Here is a 15518-nt window from a genome sequence, read left to right as displayed (position 1 = left end):
AACAAATACACTAAGTTATCAAAGAGGTATTATTTCTAAGGAGGGGGAAAGCATGAAACAATTGCTTACAGGAAATGAGGCAGTAGCACGTGGTGCTTACGAAGCAGGCATATCTTATGCAGTTGCTTATCCAGGAACACCAAGTACTGAAATATTGGAAAATATAGCACTATATAAAGATGACATAATTGCAGAGTGGGCACCAAATGAGAAAGTAGCAGTAGAGTCAGCAATAGGAGCCTCTATTGCAGGAGGTAGAGCCCTTGCAGCTATGAAGCATGTTGGAGTAAATGTTGCTGCAGACCCAATATTTACATATGCATATATGGGAGTAAATGGTGCGATGATTATTGTATCTGGAGATGACCCTGGCATGCACTCATCACAAAATGAACAAGATAATAGACATTATGCTAAATTTGCAAAGATAGCTATGATAGAACCAAGCAACAGCCAAGAATGTAAGGATATGCTAAAGGCTGCGGTTGAGATAAGTGAAAAATACGATACAACAGTTTTATTTAGAATGGTGACTAGAATATGTCATAGTAAAGGACTTGTTGAGTTAGGAGAAAAAGAAGAAACAATTGTAAAAAAATATGAAAGAAATCTTTCTAAGTTTGATGCTATTCCAGCAACTTCAAGAGGATTAAGAATTAAACTTGAAGATAGATTAAAAAAGCTTGAAGAGTTTTCTAATGAAACTGACTTAAACTTTATAGAATGGAATGATAAGAAAATAGGCGTGATAACTTCAGGAGCTTCTTATGAGTATGCTAAAGATGTGTTTGGAGATACTGTATCATATTTAAAATTAGGATTTACATATCCTCTTCCAACAAAGAAGATAAGAGGTTTTGCAGAACAAGTAGAAACTGTTTATGTAATCGAAGAATTAGAACCTTATATAGAAGAACATCTTAAAGAAAATAACATACCATGTATTGGAAAAGAAAAGATACCTAATATAGGTGAGTTAAATCCAGATATTATAGCTCAATCAATTTTGGGAGAAAAAAGAAAACTAATAGAGTATAGCCAAGAAAAAATAGTTGGCAGACCTCCAACTTTATGTGCAGGATGTCCACACAGAGGATTTTTCTATGAGCTAGGAAAGGTTAAAAATGTACTTATAAGTGGAGATATAGGATGTTATGGTCTAGGAGGAGCAGAGCCTTTAAATGCTAAAGATACTTGTATATGTATGGGAGGAGGGCCAGGTGTAGCTCATGGAGCACAAAAGATATTTACTAAAAATAATATTAACATGAGGACTATATCTACAATAGGAGATTCAACATTCTTTCATACAGGAATAAATGGTCTCATAGATATAATCTACAACAAAAGTAATACTGTAACATGTATTCTTGATAATAGAATTACTGGAATGACTGGTCATCAAGAAAATCCTGGAACTGGATTTTCATTGCAAGGTGATGTTACTGAAATGATGGACATTGAGACTATAGTAAAAGCTTTGGGTTGTAAAAATGTAAAGGTAGTTAATCCTAACATGTTGAATGAAGTTAAAGAAGCATTAAATTGGGCTTTATCAATTGATGAACCTTCAGTAATAATCACTAGATGGCCATGTGCATTAAAAAAATTTACAGAAGATGATAAAAAAAGATTCGACCTTACACCATCAATTTGTAGCGTAGATGATGAGAAATGTATTGGATGTAAGAAATGCCTTACAACAGGATGCCCTGCTTTGAGATTTGATAAATCTAAAAAGAAATCAAGTATAAATCAGGCTCAATGTGTAGGATGTACAGTATGTGCACAAGTATGTCCAGTAAATGCTATAAAAAAGGTTGGTGAAAAGTAATGAAAAAGGTTAAAAATGTATTGTTATCAGGAGTAGGAGGTCAGGGTACTGTTTTAGCAAGTAAAATACTTTCTGCTGGTCTTATAGATGCTGGATATGATGTTAAGATGTCAGAGGTTCATGGTATGGCTCAAAGGGGTGGAAGTGTAACAACACAAGTTAGATATGGAGAAAAAGTACACTCTCCTATACTTGGAAAAGGAGATGTTGACGTATTAGTTTCATTTGAGACTATGGAGGCTTTAAGATATCTTGATTTTCTTAAGCCTGAGGGTAAATTAGTAGTAAATGATTATGAAATGCCTTCTGCACCAATTTTAACAGGTAGAGTGGATTATCCTGAAAATATAATAGACGATATTAAAGAAAAAGTGGATGTAACAGTGATAAAGGCAGTTGATATTGCCAGAGGTTTTGGAAATGAGAAGGTTATGAATGTAGTACTTTTGGGAGCATTGATTAAGGCTTTACAGTTAGAAAATGATATAGATTGGGAAAAGATAGTATCACAACAGGTTAAACCTAAGTTTATAGAAATTAATATAAAAGCTTTAAGAGAAGGGATGAATATTTAGAAAATAAAAATTACAGATAAAAAACTATATAAAGAATCAGAAAAAATAATTATATATAATATACAAAGGGTTAGGAAAGATTAATTATAGATATAATACAAAAAGGGTTAGGAAAGATTAATTAAAAATATAATATATAAAGGGTTAAAAAATAATTTCAAAAAAAAACTATATGTAATAGTTATTTAATGCAATAGCTATTTACTAAGATAGTTATTTAAAAATGAAATTTTATCAATTTAAACATGGAAAATGAATACCTAAGTAAGCAATATTTAATAAATATATTTATATAGAGATAACAATAAAATAAATACTTGAAAGGAAGGAGAACTATTTAGATTATTAAATAGTATTTATAATATGAAAAAAGGCGATTTTATATGGAGTGGAGTTCTTATTTGTCTTATTGCTATTTTAGTGATGCCAAGTAGTAGAGCGGTATTTATGGAAGCAACAGGTGCACATCCATATATTGGAGGTTTTTTCAAGTTTGCTGTGTTAGCAACAATGGGAGACTTACTTGGTGCTAGAATTTTGCATAAAGACTGGAAAATACCAGTAGGAATCTTTTACAGAGCTGTAGTTTGGGGAATTATAGGTGTAGTTACAACATATGCTATGTCAATTTACTCAGCAGGTGTAGGGCAGGCACAAGTAGATGGTATGCTTCCATTTGAAGGAATAGCTTTTGCAAATGCTCTATTTAAGAGTGCAACTATGAATATATTAATGTCACCAACTGTATTTTTATTCCATAAGGTTATGGATTGCTTTATAGATAAAAAATACGAAGTTGGAAAGGGTGTTAAGGTAGTTCTTAAAGATGTAGTAAATGTTGTAGACTGGAATGCATATCTTGGTTTTAGTGTTTTGAAAACTATACCATTTTTCTGGATACCATGTCATACAATTGTATTCTTGTTCCCTGCTGAATATAGAGTAATTGCCTCTGCTTTTGCATCTATAGCTCTAGGATTAATTTTAGCATTAGCCAATAAATCTAAAGCTACAAATTAAGATTATTAATAAAGTTAGAGTTATTAAGTTAGAATTATTGATTGCTGTTTTTAAGAAGCTTAAAATCCCCCATTTAAGAGTTTTAAGGTTCTAAAATAATAAGTTATAACTACAAAAAATGGCTGCTAAGACTATTATGATTATAGGTTAAAAAACTTATAACAGATAGTAGTTTATAACAGCCATTTTTTATGTTAAGCTAATAAGTTAGTTAAAATCTAAATTAGAGGATTTAAAGAAGCTATTCTAGTTGTAGCTACGTAAACCCTGGATATTTCATACCATGTCTTAAAGTCAACTACTCCAGTTTGAGGTAAACCAAAAATTCCTTGGAATATTTTTACAGAATTTTCTGTATCTGTACCATAGATTCCATCTTCCCTCACTTTTGGTATAGCTGGATAAGAATTAGATATAGCATTTAACTGGTTTTGTATAGTTCTAACGTATTGTCCAGAAGAACCAACTTGTAGTGTAGTTCCAGGAAATGATACTGGTACACCACTAACTACTGGAGCTTTTTCAAACACTATTTCGTCTCCATAGAAATATCTTAGTATTCTTTCATAATCGTATCCTTGGTCACCTAGGTCCTTACTACCCCATTGAGTCATTTGATTAGGACATTGAGATTTTTGACCATCACAATATTGAGCTAGTAGTGGCTGTCTTGATGTAGGAGGTCTTTTTATAAATGTATTAAATATAGCATCTACAACTACGTTAATTGGTTCAAATAAGTTTCTATTGTTTATAAATTTATGGTCATATGCTGTTGATGAGGTGATTGTAAAGTTATATCCTTTGTTTCTGTACCATTCAGTAAAGACTCTATTTAAAGTAAATGATATTATAGCTATTACATTTGCGTAGATTGTCTGCTCAGGCCAAGTTGAATATATTTCAGATGAGGCTATGTTTTTAATGTACTCTTTAAATGGAATCCAATAATTTGCCGCTGATGTATTTTCTGGTAAACCATCATGAACTACTATAAATTCAGGCACTACAGGGTTATCTAATACAACAAAACCAGTAGGTGGTGGTAATGGTTTTAGGTTACTTTCTGGAATTTTAGGAGGATAAGTACCGTATAAAGTATGTTCTCCTATATCAAAAATCAATTCACTTTGTCTTGAGAAGGAACGCTTACTTCTTGTTCTAGGAAACATAGGTACTCCTTGTCTCGCCTCAATTGTAGCTAGTAACTGTGTCCCTTCTATGACAACTGTCTCATATCCATCTGCTATAGCTTCTACTATATACTGGCTGTAAGGTCTAACATCAGATGGTTGTAGAGAGTAATCTACATCTGGTGCTGGTAATACTAATCCAGTCACTTGACCAGATTCATTACTTATTAGGTTCTGGTATAAAGTTGATGAGCTTTGGCTACCATTAGACATTGAATATATGTTTACTGTTGCATTTTGAATGGGTCTATTGTTAGTAGCATCAATTATACTTACTGTTAAGAAACCATCTTGCATCAAATCACCCTTTCTTTAAATGAATTTAGTTCCCTTATATTTCAAGATATGAATATGGCTTGAGATTTGTTAAATAATATAGATATAAATTTAAATTTTTTTAAGTATTTTTAACCTATCAAATGATAAAGAGTTTAGTATATAAATTTGAGTGTAGAAAAATTTAAAATAAAAGCTGAAAGAAAATAAACTAAAAGTAAGTGTATATTTAAAACACAAATAAACTAAAAATAAGTAGTAATTATAAAACATGAATGAATTAAAAACTTTGAAAGGAAAATTACCTATGAAGCTGGATTTATTTTTATTAGCAGTAGTACCTATATTAATAGGTATGTTTTGGATAAGATCTAAAGATAAATATTGTAGAGAGCCACTAATCCATTTAATTAAATTTTTTATGATAGGTGCTTTTTTAAGTGTTATAATTATTCTTTTAGAAAATCTATTAATGAAGTTTAATGTATTTGAAGGATATTCAGAATTATTATATGTATCATTTATAGTTGCAGGTCTTGTGGAAGAAGGTGTAAAAGCTTTAATACTAATTCCTTCATTGATTAAAGAAAAGCATTTTACTGAAAAATTAGATGGTATTATTTATTCTGTATTTTTATCTTTAGGATTTGCAACAATTGAAAATATAGTTTATATTTTCTCTGAAAGTAGAAATTTAGCACTACAGGTTGGTATTAATAGAGCAGTTATCTCCATTCCAGCTCATGTAATGTTTGCTATTACTATGGGATATTATATTTCTAAGTATAAGTTTGAGGGGAATGAAATTAAAAAACGTGAATACTTATTTATGGCTGTATTAATTCCGATTTTATTACATGGAGTTTTTGATTTTATATTGATGATAGAATATAGATGGGCTATTATATTATTTATAGTTTATGTCATAATTTTGTGGAAAATAAATCTTGATAAACTTGAAAAATATATGAATAACTCTAAAAAAGTGTTTTTTGGAAACTTAAAGAAAAAGAAAAGAAAATAAATGACGAACAAGTAACGCAGATAAAAAGGGGGATTATAAATTTGGCAAATTTACCAAAAGAATTTTTAGAAGATATTAGAGAAATACTAGAAGATGAATATGATGATTTTATAAAAAGTTATAATGAAGAAAAGACTACTGGTCTTAGAATAAATACACTAAAAATTGATAAAGAAAAACTATTGAATTTAAATTTATTTGATTTATATCAGATACCGTGGGCAGATGAAGGTTTTTATTATGATGATAAAATTAATAGGCCTGGTAGAAATCCATTACATGAGGCTGGAGCATATTATTTACAAGAGCCTTCTGCAATGAGTGTAATACCAAAAGCAGATATTAAAGAAGGAGATAAAGTACTTGATATGTGTGCTGCACCTGGTGGCAAATCTACATATATATTATCTAGATTAAACAACACAGGTTTATTGGTTTCTAATGAGATTAATACAAGTAGAATTAAAGCTCTAGGAGAAAACTTAGAACGATTTGGGGCGAGAAATTGTATAATAACAAATACTGATTCTAATAGCTTAAGAAAGACATTTAATGGGTATTTTGATAAGGTGATTATAGATGCTCCTTGTTCTGGGCAAGGGATGTTTAGAAAAGATGAAGTGGCCATCTTAGATTGGAGTCAGGCAAAAGTAATTGAATGCCAATCTATTCAAAAAGAGATTATAAGAGATGGATATAAAATGTTAAAGAAAGATGGTATTTTAATTTACTCAACATGTACTTTTTCAAAAGAGGAGAATGAACATGTTATAAATGAGTTTATTAGTGAATATCCACATGCAGAACTTGTTGAGATGGAAAGGCTATGGCCTCATAAAATAAAGGGAGAAGGTCATTTTGTAGCTAAGATAAAAAAATTAGAAGAAGAAGAAAGTAATGTAAAAGAATTAAAAATAAAAAATTTAGATAAAGAAATAAAGGATTATAGGGAGTTTGAAAAGAAATTTTTAAAGACTGATTTTTATAGTAATAAAAAAAATAAATTTTATTTAAGAGGAGAAAATTTGTACCTACTTCCTGAAATATATCCAGATACAAAAAAACTAAAAGTATTGAGATACGGTTTGCATTTAGGGGTTTTAAAGAAAAATAGATTTGAGCCTTCTCATGCATTATCTCATTACTTAAAAGTTGAAGATGTAAAAAACGTTGAAAACTTTAGTGTACAAAGCGAATCGATTCTTAAATATTTAAAAGGGGATGTTATAAATTCTAATGAAAGTAGAGGATGGGTTTTGGTATCAGTTGAAGATATACCTTTAGGTTGGGGAAAAGAATCTGCTGGTACAATTAAGAATCATTACCCTAAAGGTCTTAGAAAAGTATTTTAAACTATTAGAAAAAAGAAGTATAATATTTATATTGTAAGTTTATGGTAGATTAGTTTTGCTGTAGATTGACTTAATATTGAACACAGAGGAGACGATTTTAGTGGGTGAAGCAGTTAAAAAAGAAGTTGTAGAGTGGATAAAAGTGATTGTCATAGCTCTTGTTTTGGCATTTGCAATAACGCGTTTTATAGTGCCAACAATAGTTAAAGGAGAATCAATGTATCCTACGCTTGTAGAACGTGATTATTTGATAGTCAATAGAATTGCGTACAAAGTAGGAGAGCCAAAATACAAAGATATAATAGTATTCAAAACCGACTTAACAGAAGAAAATGGAAAGAAAAAAGATTTAGTAAAAAGAGTTATCGGGGTTCCTGGTGACCATGTAAAGATAAAAGACTCCAAGGTATATGTAAATGATAAATTGTTAGATGAAGTTTCCTATATACATAATAATCGTACTGATGGAGATATTGATATAGTAGTTCCAGAAGGAAAATTATTTGCAATGGGAGACAATAGAGAAAGAAGTTTAGATAGTAGATACGATGAGGTTGGATTGGTCGACGAGCACACCGTTCTAGGAAAAGTTCTAGTCAGATTGTATCCATTTTCTAAGATAGGAACTATTGACTAAACATTATAAATATAAAATTTGGAGCAATCGCTGATTAACTGAAATCACCAGACCATGCACAATAGTTGTCTATATAAAAAAGACAACACCTTATTTAGTAGACTTATCTAAAAGATAGTGCTTAAAAGTAGCATTATCAATAAAGATAATATAACTATAAAGGAGAATTTGTGAATGAATGAAACTATTAAAGAAGAGATTGTAGAGTGGATAAAAATAATTATTACTGCACTTTTTTTGGCATTTATTATAACTCGCTTTATAAAACCAACATTAGTAAATGGAGAATCAATGTACCCAACACTTAAACCACACGATTACTTAGTGGCAAATAGAATAACATATAAATTATCAGAACCAAAATGTGGAGATATAATGATATTTAAGACTGACTTGTTGCAAGATAATGGGAGAAAAAAAGAGTTAGTAAAAAGGGTTATAGGTGTACCAGGAGACCATTTAAAAATTAAAGATTCTAAGGTTTATATAAATGGTAAGTTATTAAATGAAGTTTCATATATACATGATAATTATACTGAAGGCGAGATTGATATGGTGATTCCTCAAGGTAAAGTATTTGCTATGGGAGATAATAGAGAAGTAAGTTTAGATAGTAGGTATAAAGAAGTAGGATTAGTGGATGAACAAAATATTAAAGGAAAAGTTATTTTAAGAGTGTTTCCTTTTACACAAATAGGTATTTTTGAGTAGGTGATTTGTATGGCAGTTGGTGTGGCATCTTTGTTATTTAATATTGAGGGTGCTTTAAAACTTTGTGAAAGTACAAAGGAAATAACTCATTTGGAAATTGGTATTGATAATATATATGAATGTAGTGAGTTATGTAAATATAAGCAGAGAATTTCTAAACTAGGGTTGTCTATAGGGATACATTTACCTATGGAATTAAACACTTGTGAAAATATAGAATATATACGAGCTTCATGGATAAGTTTTATTGAGAAGATAGAATTAGAGCTAAAAGGATTTGATATAAGGTACTTTAATCTTCATTTGGGTTATGTTATGACAAATAGACTTAAAAATAATAGGGACAAGTATTTAGATAATAGTGTAGATTTTTTTAATAAAATAAATACAGATTCACATATTTGTATAGAGAATACTTATTCAAAAGGTGGAGATTTTTCAAATATTGGAAATATATCCTATGATTTTGAATATATATTTAAGAGGATTAAAAATTCTAAGATTTGTTTTTGTTACGATACTGGACACTGTTTAATTGATGAGGATGATTATTTAAATAACTTGAAAGATAAGATAAAATTGATACATTTAAGTGATAATGATGGTATCAATGATATACATGTTGGTATAGGAAGAGGTATTTTATCTGAAGAGAGTGTTAAAGAGGTTTTAAAATTAGATGCAGAATATTTAGTATTAGAAATAAATTACGAAGACATTGAAGATACTATAAGTAAATTGAATCATATTGTAGGAGAGGGTTAAATACCTCTCTTTATCTTGTTGATATGCCTCGTTGATTAAAATGTATATTCATCAAAAGGAAGGAGATGTTGAAGTGAAGAAAATAAATTTAAAAATAGACGGAAGAAGTAAGGAGTATTCATTAGACGAAAATTCTTTGGGAATTAGACTAGGAGATATAGCAAAAGAGTTTTGTGATGAACATAAAGGATATATAACACTTGCGGTTGTAGATAATAAATTGAAAGAGTTAAATTATAGAGTGAAAAAGGATTGTGAGATAGAGTTTTTGGATACGACAAATGAAGATGGAGAAAGAGTTTACTTTAGAGTCATGTCATTTGTGTTTGTGATGGCTTGTAGAGAGATATTTTGGGACAGCAGAGTTACAATAGAACATTCACTATCTGGTGGACTATATTGTGAAGTTCATATAGAGAGAAAACTTAAAGAAGTTGATGTTGAAAATATAAAAAATAAAATGAAAGAGATAATAAATAATGACTACACTATAGAAAAAATAGAAGTTACGAGGGATGAAGCTATTTCTATATTTGAAAATAATGAGATGTATGAAAAAGCAGAACTTTTGAAATACAAGGAATATGATAGTGCTAAAGTATATAAATGTAGAAACTATATAGACCATTTTTATGGATATATGTTGCCATCAACTGGTTATATAAAATCGTTTGATATCATACTTTACAATGGAGGTATTATAATTTTAGGGCCTAGTGAAGAAGATAAGACTCTACCTATGAAATTTATACCTCAACCTAAGCTATCAAACGTATATTATGAAGCAGAAGAATGGTCAAGACTAATGGGAATTGATAAGGTAGTATCACTTAACAGAATAATAGAAAATAATGAATATGGAGATATAATAAGAACATTTGAAGCATTACATGAAAAGAAACTATCTCAAATAGCAGATATGATAAAAGATAACAATAAGAGAGTAGTTTTAATAGCAGCACCATCATCATCTGGAAAAACAAGCTTTGCTCATAGACTATCAATACATCTTAGAGTAAATAACTTAAATCCGATTTCAATATCTTTAGATGATTATTTTATAGATAGAAAACATACTCCTTTAGATGAATATGGAAACTATGATTTTGAGTCAATTTATGCTATAGATTTAGAGAGATTCAACTTAGATTTAAATAAACTTTTAGCAGGTGAAGAAATTGAGGATATAAGGTTTAACTTTAAAGCTGGGGAAAGAGAATATACTGGTAAAAAGATAAAGATAGACTCAAATCAACCAATTATATTAGAAGGTATACATGGGCTAAACCCTATTTTAACAGCATCTATACCAGATGAAGATAAATTTAAGATATACATAAGTGCCCTTACTCAAATAAATTTAGATGACCATAATAGAATTCCTACTGCCGATTTGAGAATGATAAGAAGAATTGTTAGAGATTATAATTTTAGAGGATATAGCGCTGATAATACTATTTTGCAATGGGCATCAGTTAGAAGAGGAGAAAAGAAAAATATATTCCCTTATCAAGATGAAGCAGATGCTATATTTAATTCCGCTTGTGTGTATGAATTAGCGGTTTTAAAGCGATTTGCTAAGCCTCTATTGGAGGAAATAGATGAAGATAATCCTGCTTATATTGAAGCTACTAGATTATTAAAGTTTTTACAGTATTTTGTTGAACTAGATGATATTTCTGATATACCAGGAACTTCAATCCTTAGGGAATTTATTGGAGGAAGTAAAATAGTTGATTAGCATGTATTATTGATTATTTTATTGTACTCATATTGAACTAAATATTTTTTTAGAGATACTGAATAATCTATGGTTTATATTTTAAGTAATATTGCTGGAGTATTAAAGTGAAAATTCTATTTAGTTATCAAAAATTCTTTGTTTTGTGAGAATTAGTATAGATAATAAATACTATTTAACTTTAATACTCCTTTTATAATATTATGATATTTTTTATAATATGTTTGAAAAATAAAGTTAAGTCTGCAAAAAATAGTTTTAAAGTATAATTTCTTTTAACACTGTTTTATTATAGTATAAACTTGTGCTAAAATAGAGTATATAACATAAGATGATGAGGTGCATATGAATACGTTAGATGAGACATTATTAAAAGAAATTATAAGTTCTAATAAAAAATATACAAATTATGGACAAGTTGCTAGTTACATACCAGAATTAAAAAATGCTCGTAGAAATGATTTAGGAATTTGTATTATAGATAGTGAAAATAACATTTATAGTGCTGGAAATTGTAGCACAAAATTTACAATACAAAGCATTTCAAAACCAATTGTGCTTGCCATGGCACTTATGGACAATGACTGGGAAGACGTTTTTTCAAATGTTGGAATGGAGCCAAGTGGAGACCCATTTAATTCTATAATGAAACTTGAGATTAATGATACTAAAAAGCCTTGTAATCCAATGATAAATGCAGGAGCAATAGTTACCACTTCTCTTATAAATGGGAGCTGTTTGGAAGAAAAAGAAGAAAGAATGCTTAGCTTTTTTAGAAAGTTGGCAAGAAATGATAACATAGGAATAAATTATGATGTCTATAAGTCTGAAAAAATGACTGGAGATAGAAATAGAGCTATGGCTTATCTGTTAAAAAGTGATGGATTTATCAGAGGTAATGTAGAAGATGTTTTAGACCTTTATTTTAAACAATGCTCAATTGAGGTGGATTCTATAGATTTAGCGAGAATTGGTATAAATCTTGCTAATTATGGAGTAGACATAGAAAATGGAGAGCATTTAATGAGTGAAATGGTATCTAGAATTGTCAAGACATTTATGATGACTTGTGGAATGTATGATGCTTCTGGGGAATTTGCTATTAAAGTTGGAATTCCTGCAAAATCTGGAGTTGGGGGTGGTATAATGGCTTCTGTGCCAGGACGTATGGGTATTGGTGTTTATGGACCTGCACTTGACAAAAAAGGTAACAGCGTCGCAGGAGTTAAAGTTTTAGAGGAGTTGTCAAATAAACTCAGATTAAATATTTTTTAAAATTTTAAGAAAGGATTTTTTTGACAACAACATATAATTTAATATATAATTAAATTGTAAAGAAATATGAATTAAATAAATTTTTTAGGAGGGGTCAATGAAAGAGGTATTGGTATTACGAGATTTGGAGTGCATAAAGGCTATTGCACATCCACGTAGAATAGATATTCTAAAAGCATTTGACAAATCGCCATTGTCAGCAAAACAATTATCTCAATTATTGGAAGAACCTCATGCAAAAATAAACTACCACATAAAAATGTTATACAAAGTTGGTATTTTAGAATTAGTTGAGGAAAAAATAAAGTCGGGGATTGTGGAAAAATATTATTATCCAAGTGCAAAAAATGTGGTTATAGGGAATAGGATACTTAATTTTTCTTTAGACAATGGGGAAGAAAAAGAAGAATTGTACATATCAAGATTTGAAAATATGAGTGAAGTTTTTTATAAAGCAGCAGAGGAAGATGTTTTAGAAAATGAAAATATAGTTGATTATCATGATATTTCTCTTACTCATGATGAATTAGTTGAACTTAATGATACTATGAAATCAAAGATAGATGAAATTTTAAATAAAAGACAAGACAGCGTTGAAGGTTCTAAGTATGATATAGCTATGGTTGTAGTTCCTACAGTTGAAGAAGAATGTCCTAATTAGAATCATTAATTATGTATTAGTTATAAAACATAAGATTAGAGATTGAACATCAGAATTTACTTAATAATCAAAAAATACTTTTGAGCATGAGTAAAATAATGATTTTTAATCTCTATTTTTTTGTTATTTGAATGACTAAATATACTCTTTGAAATTTATCAAAATGGGTATAATTAAACTATAAATATTAAAATTTAGAATTAATATATACGAAATTAATTATAGTTATACTAAAATTAAGACTTAAGTATCAAAAATTTATAAATTAAAATTATGTACAACCAAAAGGAGATTAATATGATTAAATTAGGAACACATATTTCAATAGCAAAAGGATTTGCAAAGGCAGCCGAAACAGCTGTATATATTGATGCAAATACATTTCAATTTTTTAGTAGAAACCCAAGAGGAGGAAATGCTAAAGAATTTGATGAGAAAGATATAGCTAAATTTCAAGAAATTAGAAAAGCAAACAATTTTGCACCATTACTTGCACATGCTCCATATACTATGAATCTAGGTGGAGTGAAGGATGATGTTTATGAATTCGCAACAAGAGTAATAGATGAAGATATAAGAAGAATGGATTCACTAGGTATAGAATACATGTGTTTTCACCCTGGAAGTCATGTAGGTGGTGGAGTAGACTTTGGTATAGATAGGATAGTAAAAGGGCTAAACAATGCTATTAAAGGAGATGAAAATATAACTATACTCCTTGAAACAATGTCAGGAAAAGGGACTGAAATAGGATTTAGTTTTGAGCAGTTAAAGAGCATAATAGACAATGTCGAACATAAAGAAAGAATAGGTGTGTGTCTTGATACATGTCATATTTTTTCAGCTGGTTATGATATAGTTAATGACTTGGATGGAGTTTTAGGGGAATTTGACAAGATTATAGGTATAGATAGATTAAAAACTATACATTTAAATGATAGTATGATGCCATTTGGGGATAAAAAAGATAGACATGCTCCTATAGGTGAAGGTAAGATAGGGCTAAAAGCTTTAACTGATTTTATGGAACATCCAAGCATTAAAGATTTGCCATTCTTCTTAGAAACACCTTTTGATGAAGAAGGTCATAAGAGAGAGATTAAGATGATTAAAGAAATTTTATCTAGTAAATAGTATTTTGATATGATGTAAATAATATTTTGATGCTATTTAAGTAGCATTTTGATTATATTTGGATTAAATTTAGATTATATGCTAGTGAAATATAGATTGGTATATTATGAAGCATATTAAATAAAATTTTGATGTAATATAAAAGAGTATATTATAAACTATATAAATAAACTTGATAAAATGTGTATATATTTTAAATAGTATATAAATAGATTGCAAAAATTCTCATAATTTGTTGTATAATTAAAAGTAACATGTTAATAATGTTTAAAATTAATTAAAAGTTAGGTGGGGAAAGCTATGAGAAATTTAGGCAAAACTAGTATGAAGATAAAAAGAGTCGGTTTTGGGGGAATTCCAATACAAAGAATTACACAAGAGGATACTAATTTAGTTATAAATGAGCTAGAAAAACAAGGAATAAACTTTATTGATAGCGCAAGGGGATATACAATAAGTGAAGAAGCTATTGGAATTGCTATAGAAGGAAAAAGAGATAAATTTTTCCTAGCTACTAAAAGTATGTCTAGGGATTATGATTCAATGAAGAGAGATGTAGAAATAAGTTTAAATAACTTTAAAACTGATTTTATAGATTTATATCAATTCCACAATGTTAAAGAAGAAGAGTATGACAATATTTTTAAAGATAAAATGGCTTATAGTGCCCTTTTAGAAGCAAAAGAACAAGGGAAGATAAAACATATTGGTATAACTAGCCATAACTTAAACACTATAGAAAGAGCTTTAGAAAGTGGCAAATTTGATACTATACAATTTCCTTACAATATAGTTGAAGGACAAGCAGATGATGTATTTAAAAAAGCTCATGAAAAAGGAATTGGTATAATAGTAATGAAACCTTTAGCTGGTGGAGCTTTAGATAATGCTACATTGGCTATTAAGTATATATTGTCTAAGGATTATATAGATGTGGTTATACCAGGAATGGATAGTGTTGAACAAGTTAGACAAAATGTCGCTGTGCTTGAAAATCTTGTATTAGATGAGGATGATGAGAAAAAAATTGAAGAAATAAGAAATTCTCTAGGTAAAAAATTCTGTAGAAGATGTGAATATTGTATGCCTTGTGCTGTTGGAATAAATATACCTTTAAGCTTCTTATGCGAAGGATATTACACTAGATATGGATTAGAGGAGTGGGCTAAGGAAAAATATGAGGTTATGGATGTTAAACCTACTGAATGTATTGACTGTGGTCTTTGTGAAAGTCGATGTCCATATGAACTTCCTATAAGAGAAATGTTGAAGACTGTTGTTGAAAAGCTAGGATAGATTTTACTTATTGAAATCGGTGTA

14 protein-coding genes are annotated in these 15518 nt (G+C 29.3%); 13 read left to right on the top strand and 1 reads right to left on the bottom strand.

Annotated features, from left to right (window positions below; translation table 11 throughout):
- Positions 1-52 precede the first annotated feature (52 nt).
- From iorA to IC214_RS03190, 3 genes are all read left to right on the top strand, one after another.
- Entirely contained in the window at positions 53-1834 is a 1782-nt protein-coding gene (gene iorA / locus IC214_RS03200) for an indolepyruvate ferredoxin oxidoreductase subunit alpha (RefSeq protein ID WP_227866222.1), read from the top strand.
- Positions 1834-2409, top strand: a complete 576-nt coding sequence (locus IC214_RS03195; protein WP_227433620.1) for an indolepyruvate oxidoreductase subunit beta — start codon at positions 1834-1836, stop codon at positions 2407-2409. The genes iorA and IC214_RS03195 overlap by 1 nt, the downstream gene beginning before the upstream one ends.
- Positions 2410-2772: 363 nt before the next feature.
- Positions 2773-3429 carry a hypothetical protein gene (locus tag IC214_RS03190; protein WP_227845487.1) on the top strand — a complete coding sequence of 219 codons (657 nt, stop codon included), beginning with the start codon at positions 2773-2775 and terminating at the stop codon, positions 3427-3429.
- 218 nt (positions 3430-3647) lie between these two features.
- Here the strand turns inward: IC214_RS03190 and sleC are convergent, their stop codons facing one another.
- A complete protein-coding gene (gene sleC, locus IC214_RS03185) occupies positions 3648-4919 on the bottom strand; it encodes a spore cortex-lytic germination protein SleC (protein WP_227433618.1) in 1272 nt (423 codons plus the stop codon).
- Positions 4920-5169: 250 nt separating this feature from the next.
- Here sleC and IC214_RS03180 point away from each other — a divergent pair, with 250 nt between their 5' ends.
- From IC214_RS03180 to IC214_RS03135, 10 genes are all read left to right on the top strand, one after another.
- Positions 5170-5922: a PrsW family intramembrane metalloprotease gene (locus tag IC214_RS03180; protein ID WP_227483648.1), complete on the top strand. Its 753-nt coding sequence runs from the start codon at positions 5170-5172 to the stop codon at positions 5920-5922.
- A 41-nt stretch (positions 5923-5963) separates the two neighbouring features.
- Entirely contained in the window at positions 5964-7274 is a 1311-nt protein-coding gene (locus IC214_RS03175; RefSeq protein WP_227433616.1) for an RsmB/NOP family class I SAM-dependent RNA methyltransferase, read from the top strand.
- 100 nt (positions 7275-7374) lie between these two features.
- Positions 7375-7911, top strand: coding sequence for a signal peptidase I (gene lepB / locus IC214_RS03170; protein WP_227433615.1), 537 nt, complete (start codon positions 7375-7377; stop codon positions 7909-7911).
- Positions 7912-8085: 174 nt separating this feature from the next.
- Positions 8086-8622 carry a signal peptidase I gene (gene lepB, locus IC214_RS03165; protein WP_227433614.1) on the top strand — a complete coding sequence of 179 codons (537 nt, stop codon included), beginning with the start codon at positions 8086-8088 and terminating at the stop codon, positions 8620-8622.
- 9 nt (positions 8623-8631) lie between these two features.
- Positions 8632-9387, top strand: a complete 756-nt coding sequence (locus tag IC214_RS03160) for a sugar phosphate isomerase/epimerase family protein (RefSeq protein WP_227433613.1) — start codon at positions 8632-8634, stop codon at positions 9385-9387.
- 73 nt (positions 9388-9460) lie between these two features.
- On the top strand, positions 9461-11128 hold the full coding sequence (locus IC214_RS03155; protein ID WP_227433612.1) for a nucleoside kinase: 1668 nt from the start codon (positions 9461-9463) through the stop codon (positions 11126-11128).
- A gap of 345 nt (positions 11129-11473) precedes the next feature.
- Positions 11474-12403: a glutaminase A gene (glsA, locus tag IC214_RS03150; protein ID WP_227483645.1), complete on the top strand. Its 930-nt coding sequence runs from the start codon at positions 11474-11476 to the stop codon at positions 12401-12403.
- 97 nt (positions 12404-12500) lie between these two features.
- On the top strand, positions 12501-13064 hold the full coding sequence (locus IC214_RS03145) for an ArsR/SmtB family transcription factor (RefSeq protein WP_227433610.1): 564 nt from the start codon (positions 12501-12503) through the stop codon (positions 13062-13064).
- 297 nt (positions 13065-13361) lie between these two features.
- Positions 13362-14198 (top strand): deoxyribonuclease IV, encoded by an 837-nt coding sequence (locus IC214_RS03140; RefSeq protein WP_227433609.1) that lies wholly within the window; start codon positions 13362-13364, stop codon positions 14196-14198.
- Positions 14199-14498: 300 nt separating this feature from the next.
- Positions 14499-15494: an aldo/keto reductase gene (locus IC214_RS03135; protein ID WP_227863270.1), complete on the top strand. Its 996-nt coding sequence runs from the start codon at positions 14499-14501 to the stop codon at positions 15492-15494.
- Positions 15495-15518: the final 24 nt, after the last annotated feature.

It is taken from the genome of Clostridioides sp. ES-S-0190-01, from assembly GCF_020658275.1.
In the GTDB taxonomy this organism is placed as follows: domain Bacteria; phylum Bacillota; class Clostridia; order Peptostreptococcales; family Peptostreptococcaceae; genus Clostridioides.
Note: the sequence above shows the minus strand (reverse complement) of the source record. Positions and strands in the feature narration are given on the sequence as shown.

Coding starts and splice junctions, on each gene's coding strand:
- lepB (WP_227433614.1), top strand. CDS start 8,086: ATGAATGAAACTATTAAAGAAGAGATTGTAGAGTGGATAAAAATAATT.
- IC214_RS03190 (WP_227845487.1), top strand. CDS start 2,773: ATGAAAAAAGGCGATTTTATATGGAGTGGAGTTCTTATTTGTCTTATT.
- sleC (WP_227433618.1), bottom strand. CDS start 4,919: ATGCAAGATGGTTTCTTAACAGTAAGTATAATTGATGCTACTAACAAT.
- glsA (WP_227483645.1), top strand. CDS start 11,474: ATGAATACGTTAGATGAGACATTATTAAAAGAAATTATAAGTTCTAAT.
- IC214_RS03140 (WP_227433609.1), top strand. CDS start 13,362: ATGATTAAATTAGGAACACATATTTCAATAGCAAAAGGATTTGCAAAG.
- IC214_RS03145 (WP_227433610.1), top strand. CDS start 12,501: ATGAAAGAGGTATTGGTATTACGAGATTTGGAGTGCATAAAGGCTATT.
- IC214_RS03195 (WP_227433620.1), top strand. CDS start 1,834: ATGAAAAAGGTTAAAAATGTATTGTTATCAGGAGTAGGAGGTCAGGGT.
- IC214_RS03135 (WP_227863270.1), top strand. CDS start 14,499: ATGAGAAATTTAGGCAAAACTAGTATGAAGATAAAAAGAGTCGGTTTT.
- iorA (WP_227866222.1), top strand. CDS start 53: ATGAAACAATTGCTTACAGGAAATGAGGCAGTAGCACGTGGTGCTTAC.
- IC214_RS03180 (WP_227483648.1), top strand. CDS start 5,170: ATGAATGAATTAAAAACTTTGAAAGGAAAATTACCTATGAAGCTGGAT.
- IC214_RS03160 (WP_227433613.1), top strand. CDS start 8,632: ATGGCAGTTGGTGTGGCATCTTTGTTATTTAATATTGAGGGTGCTTTA.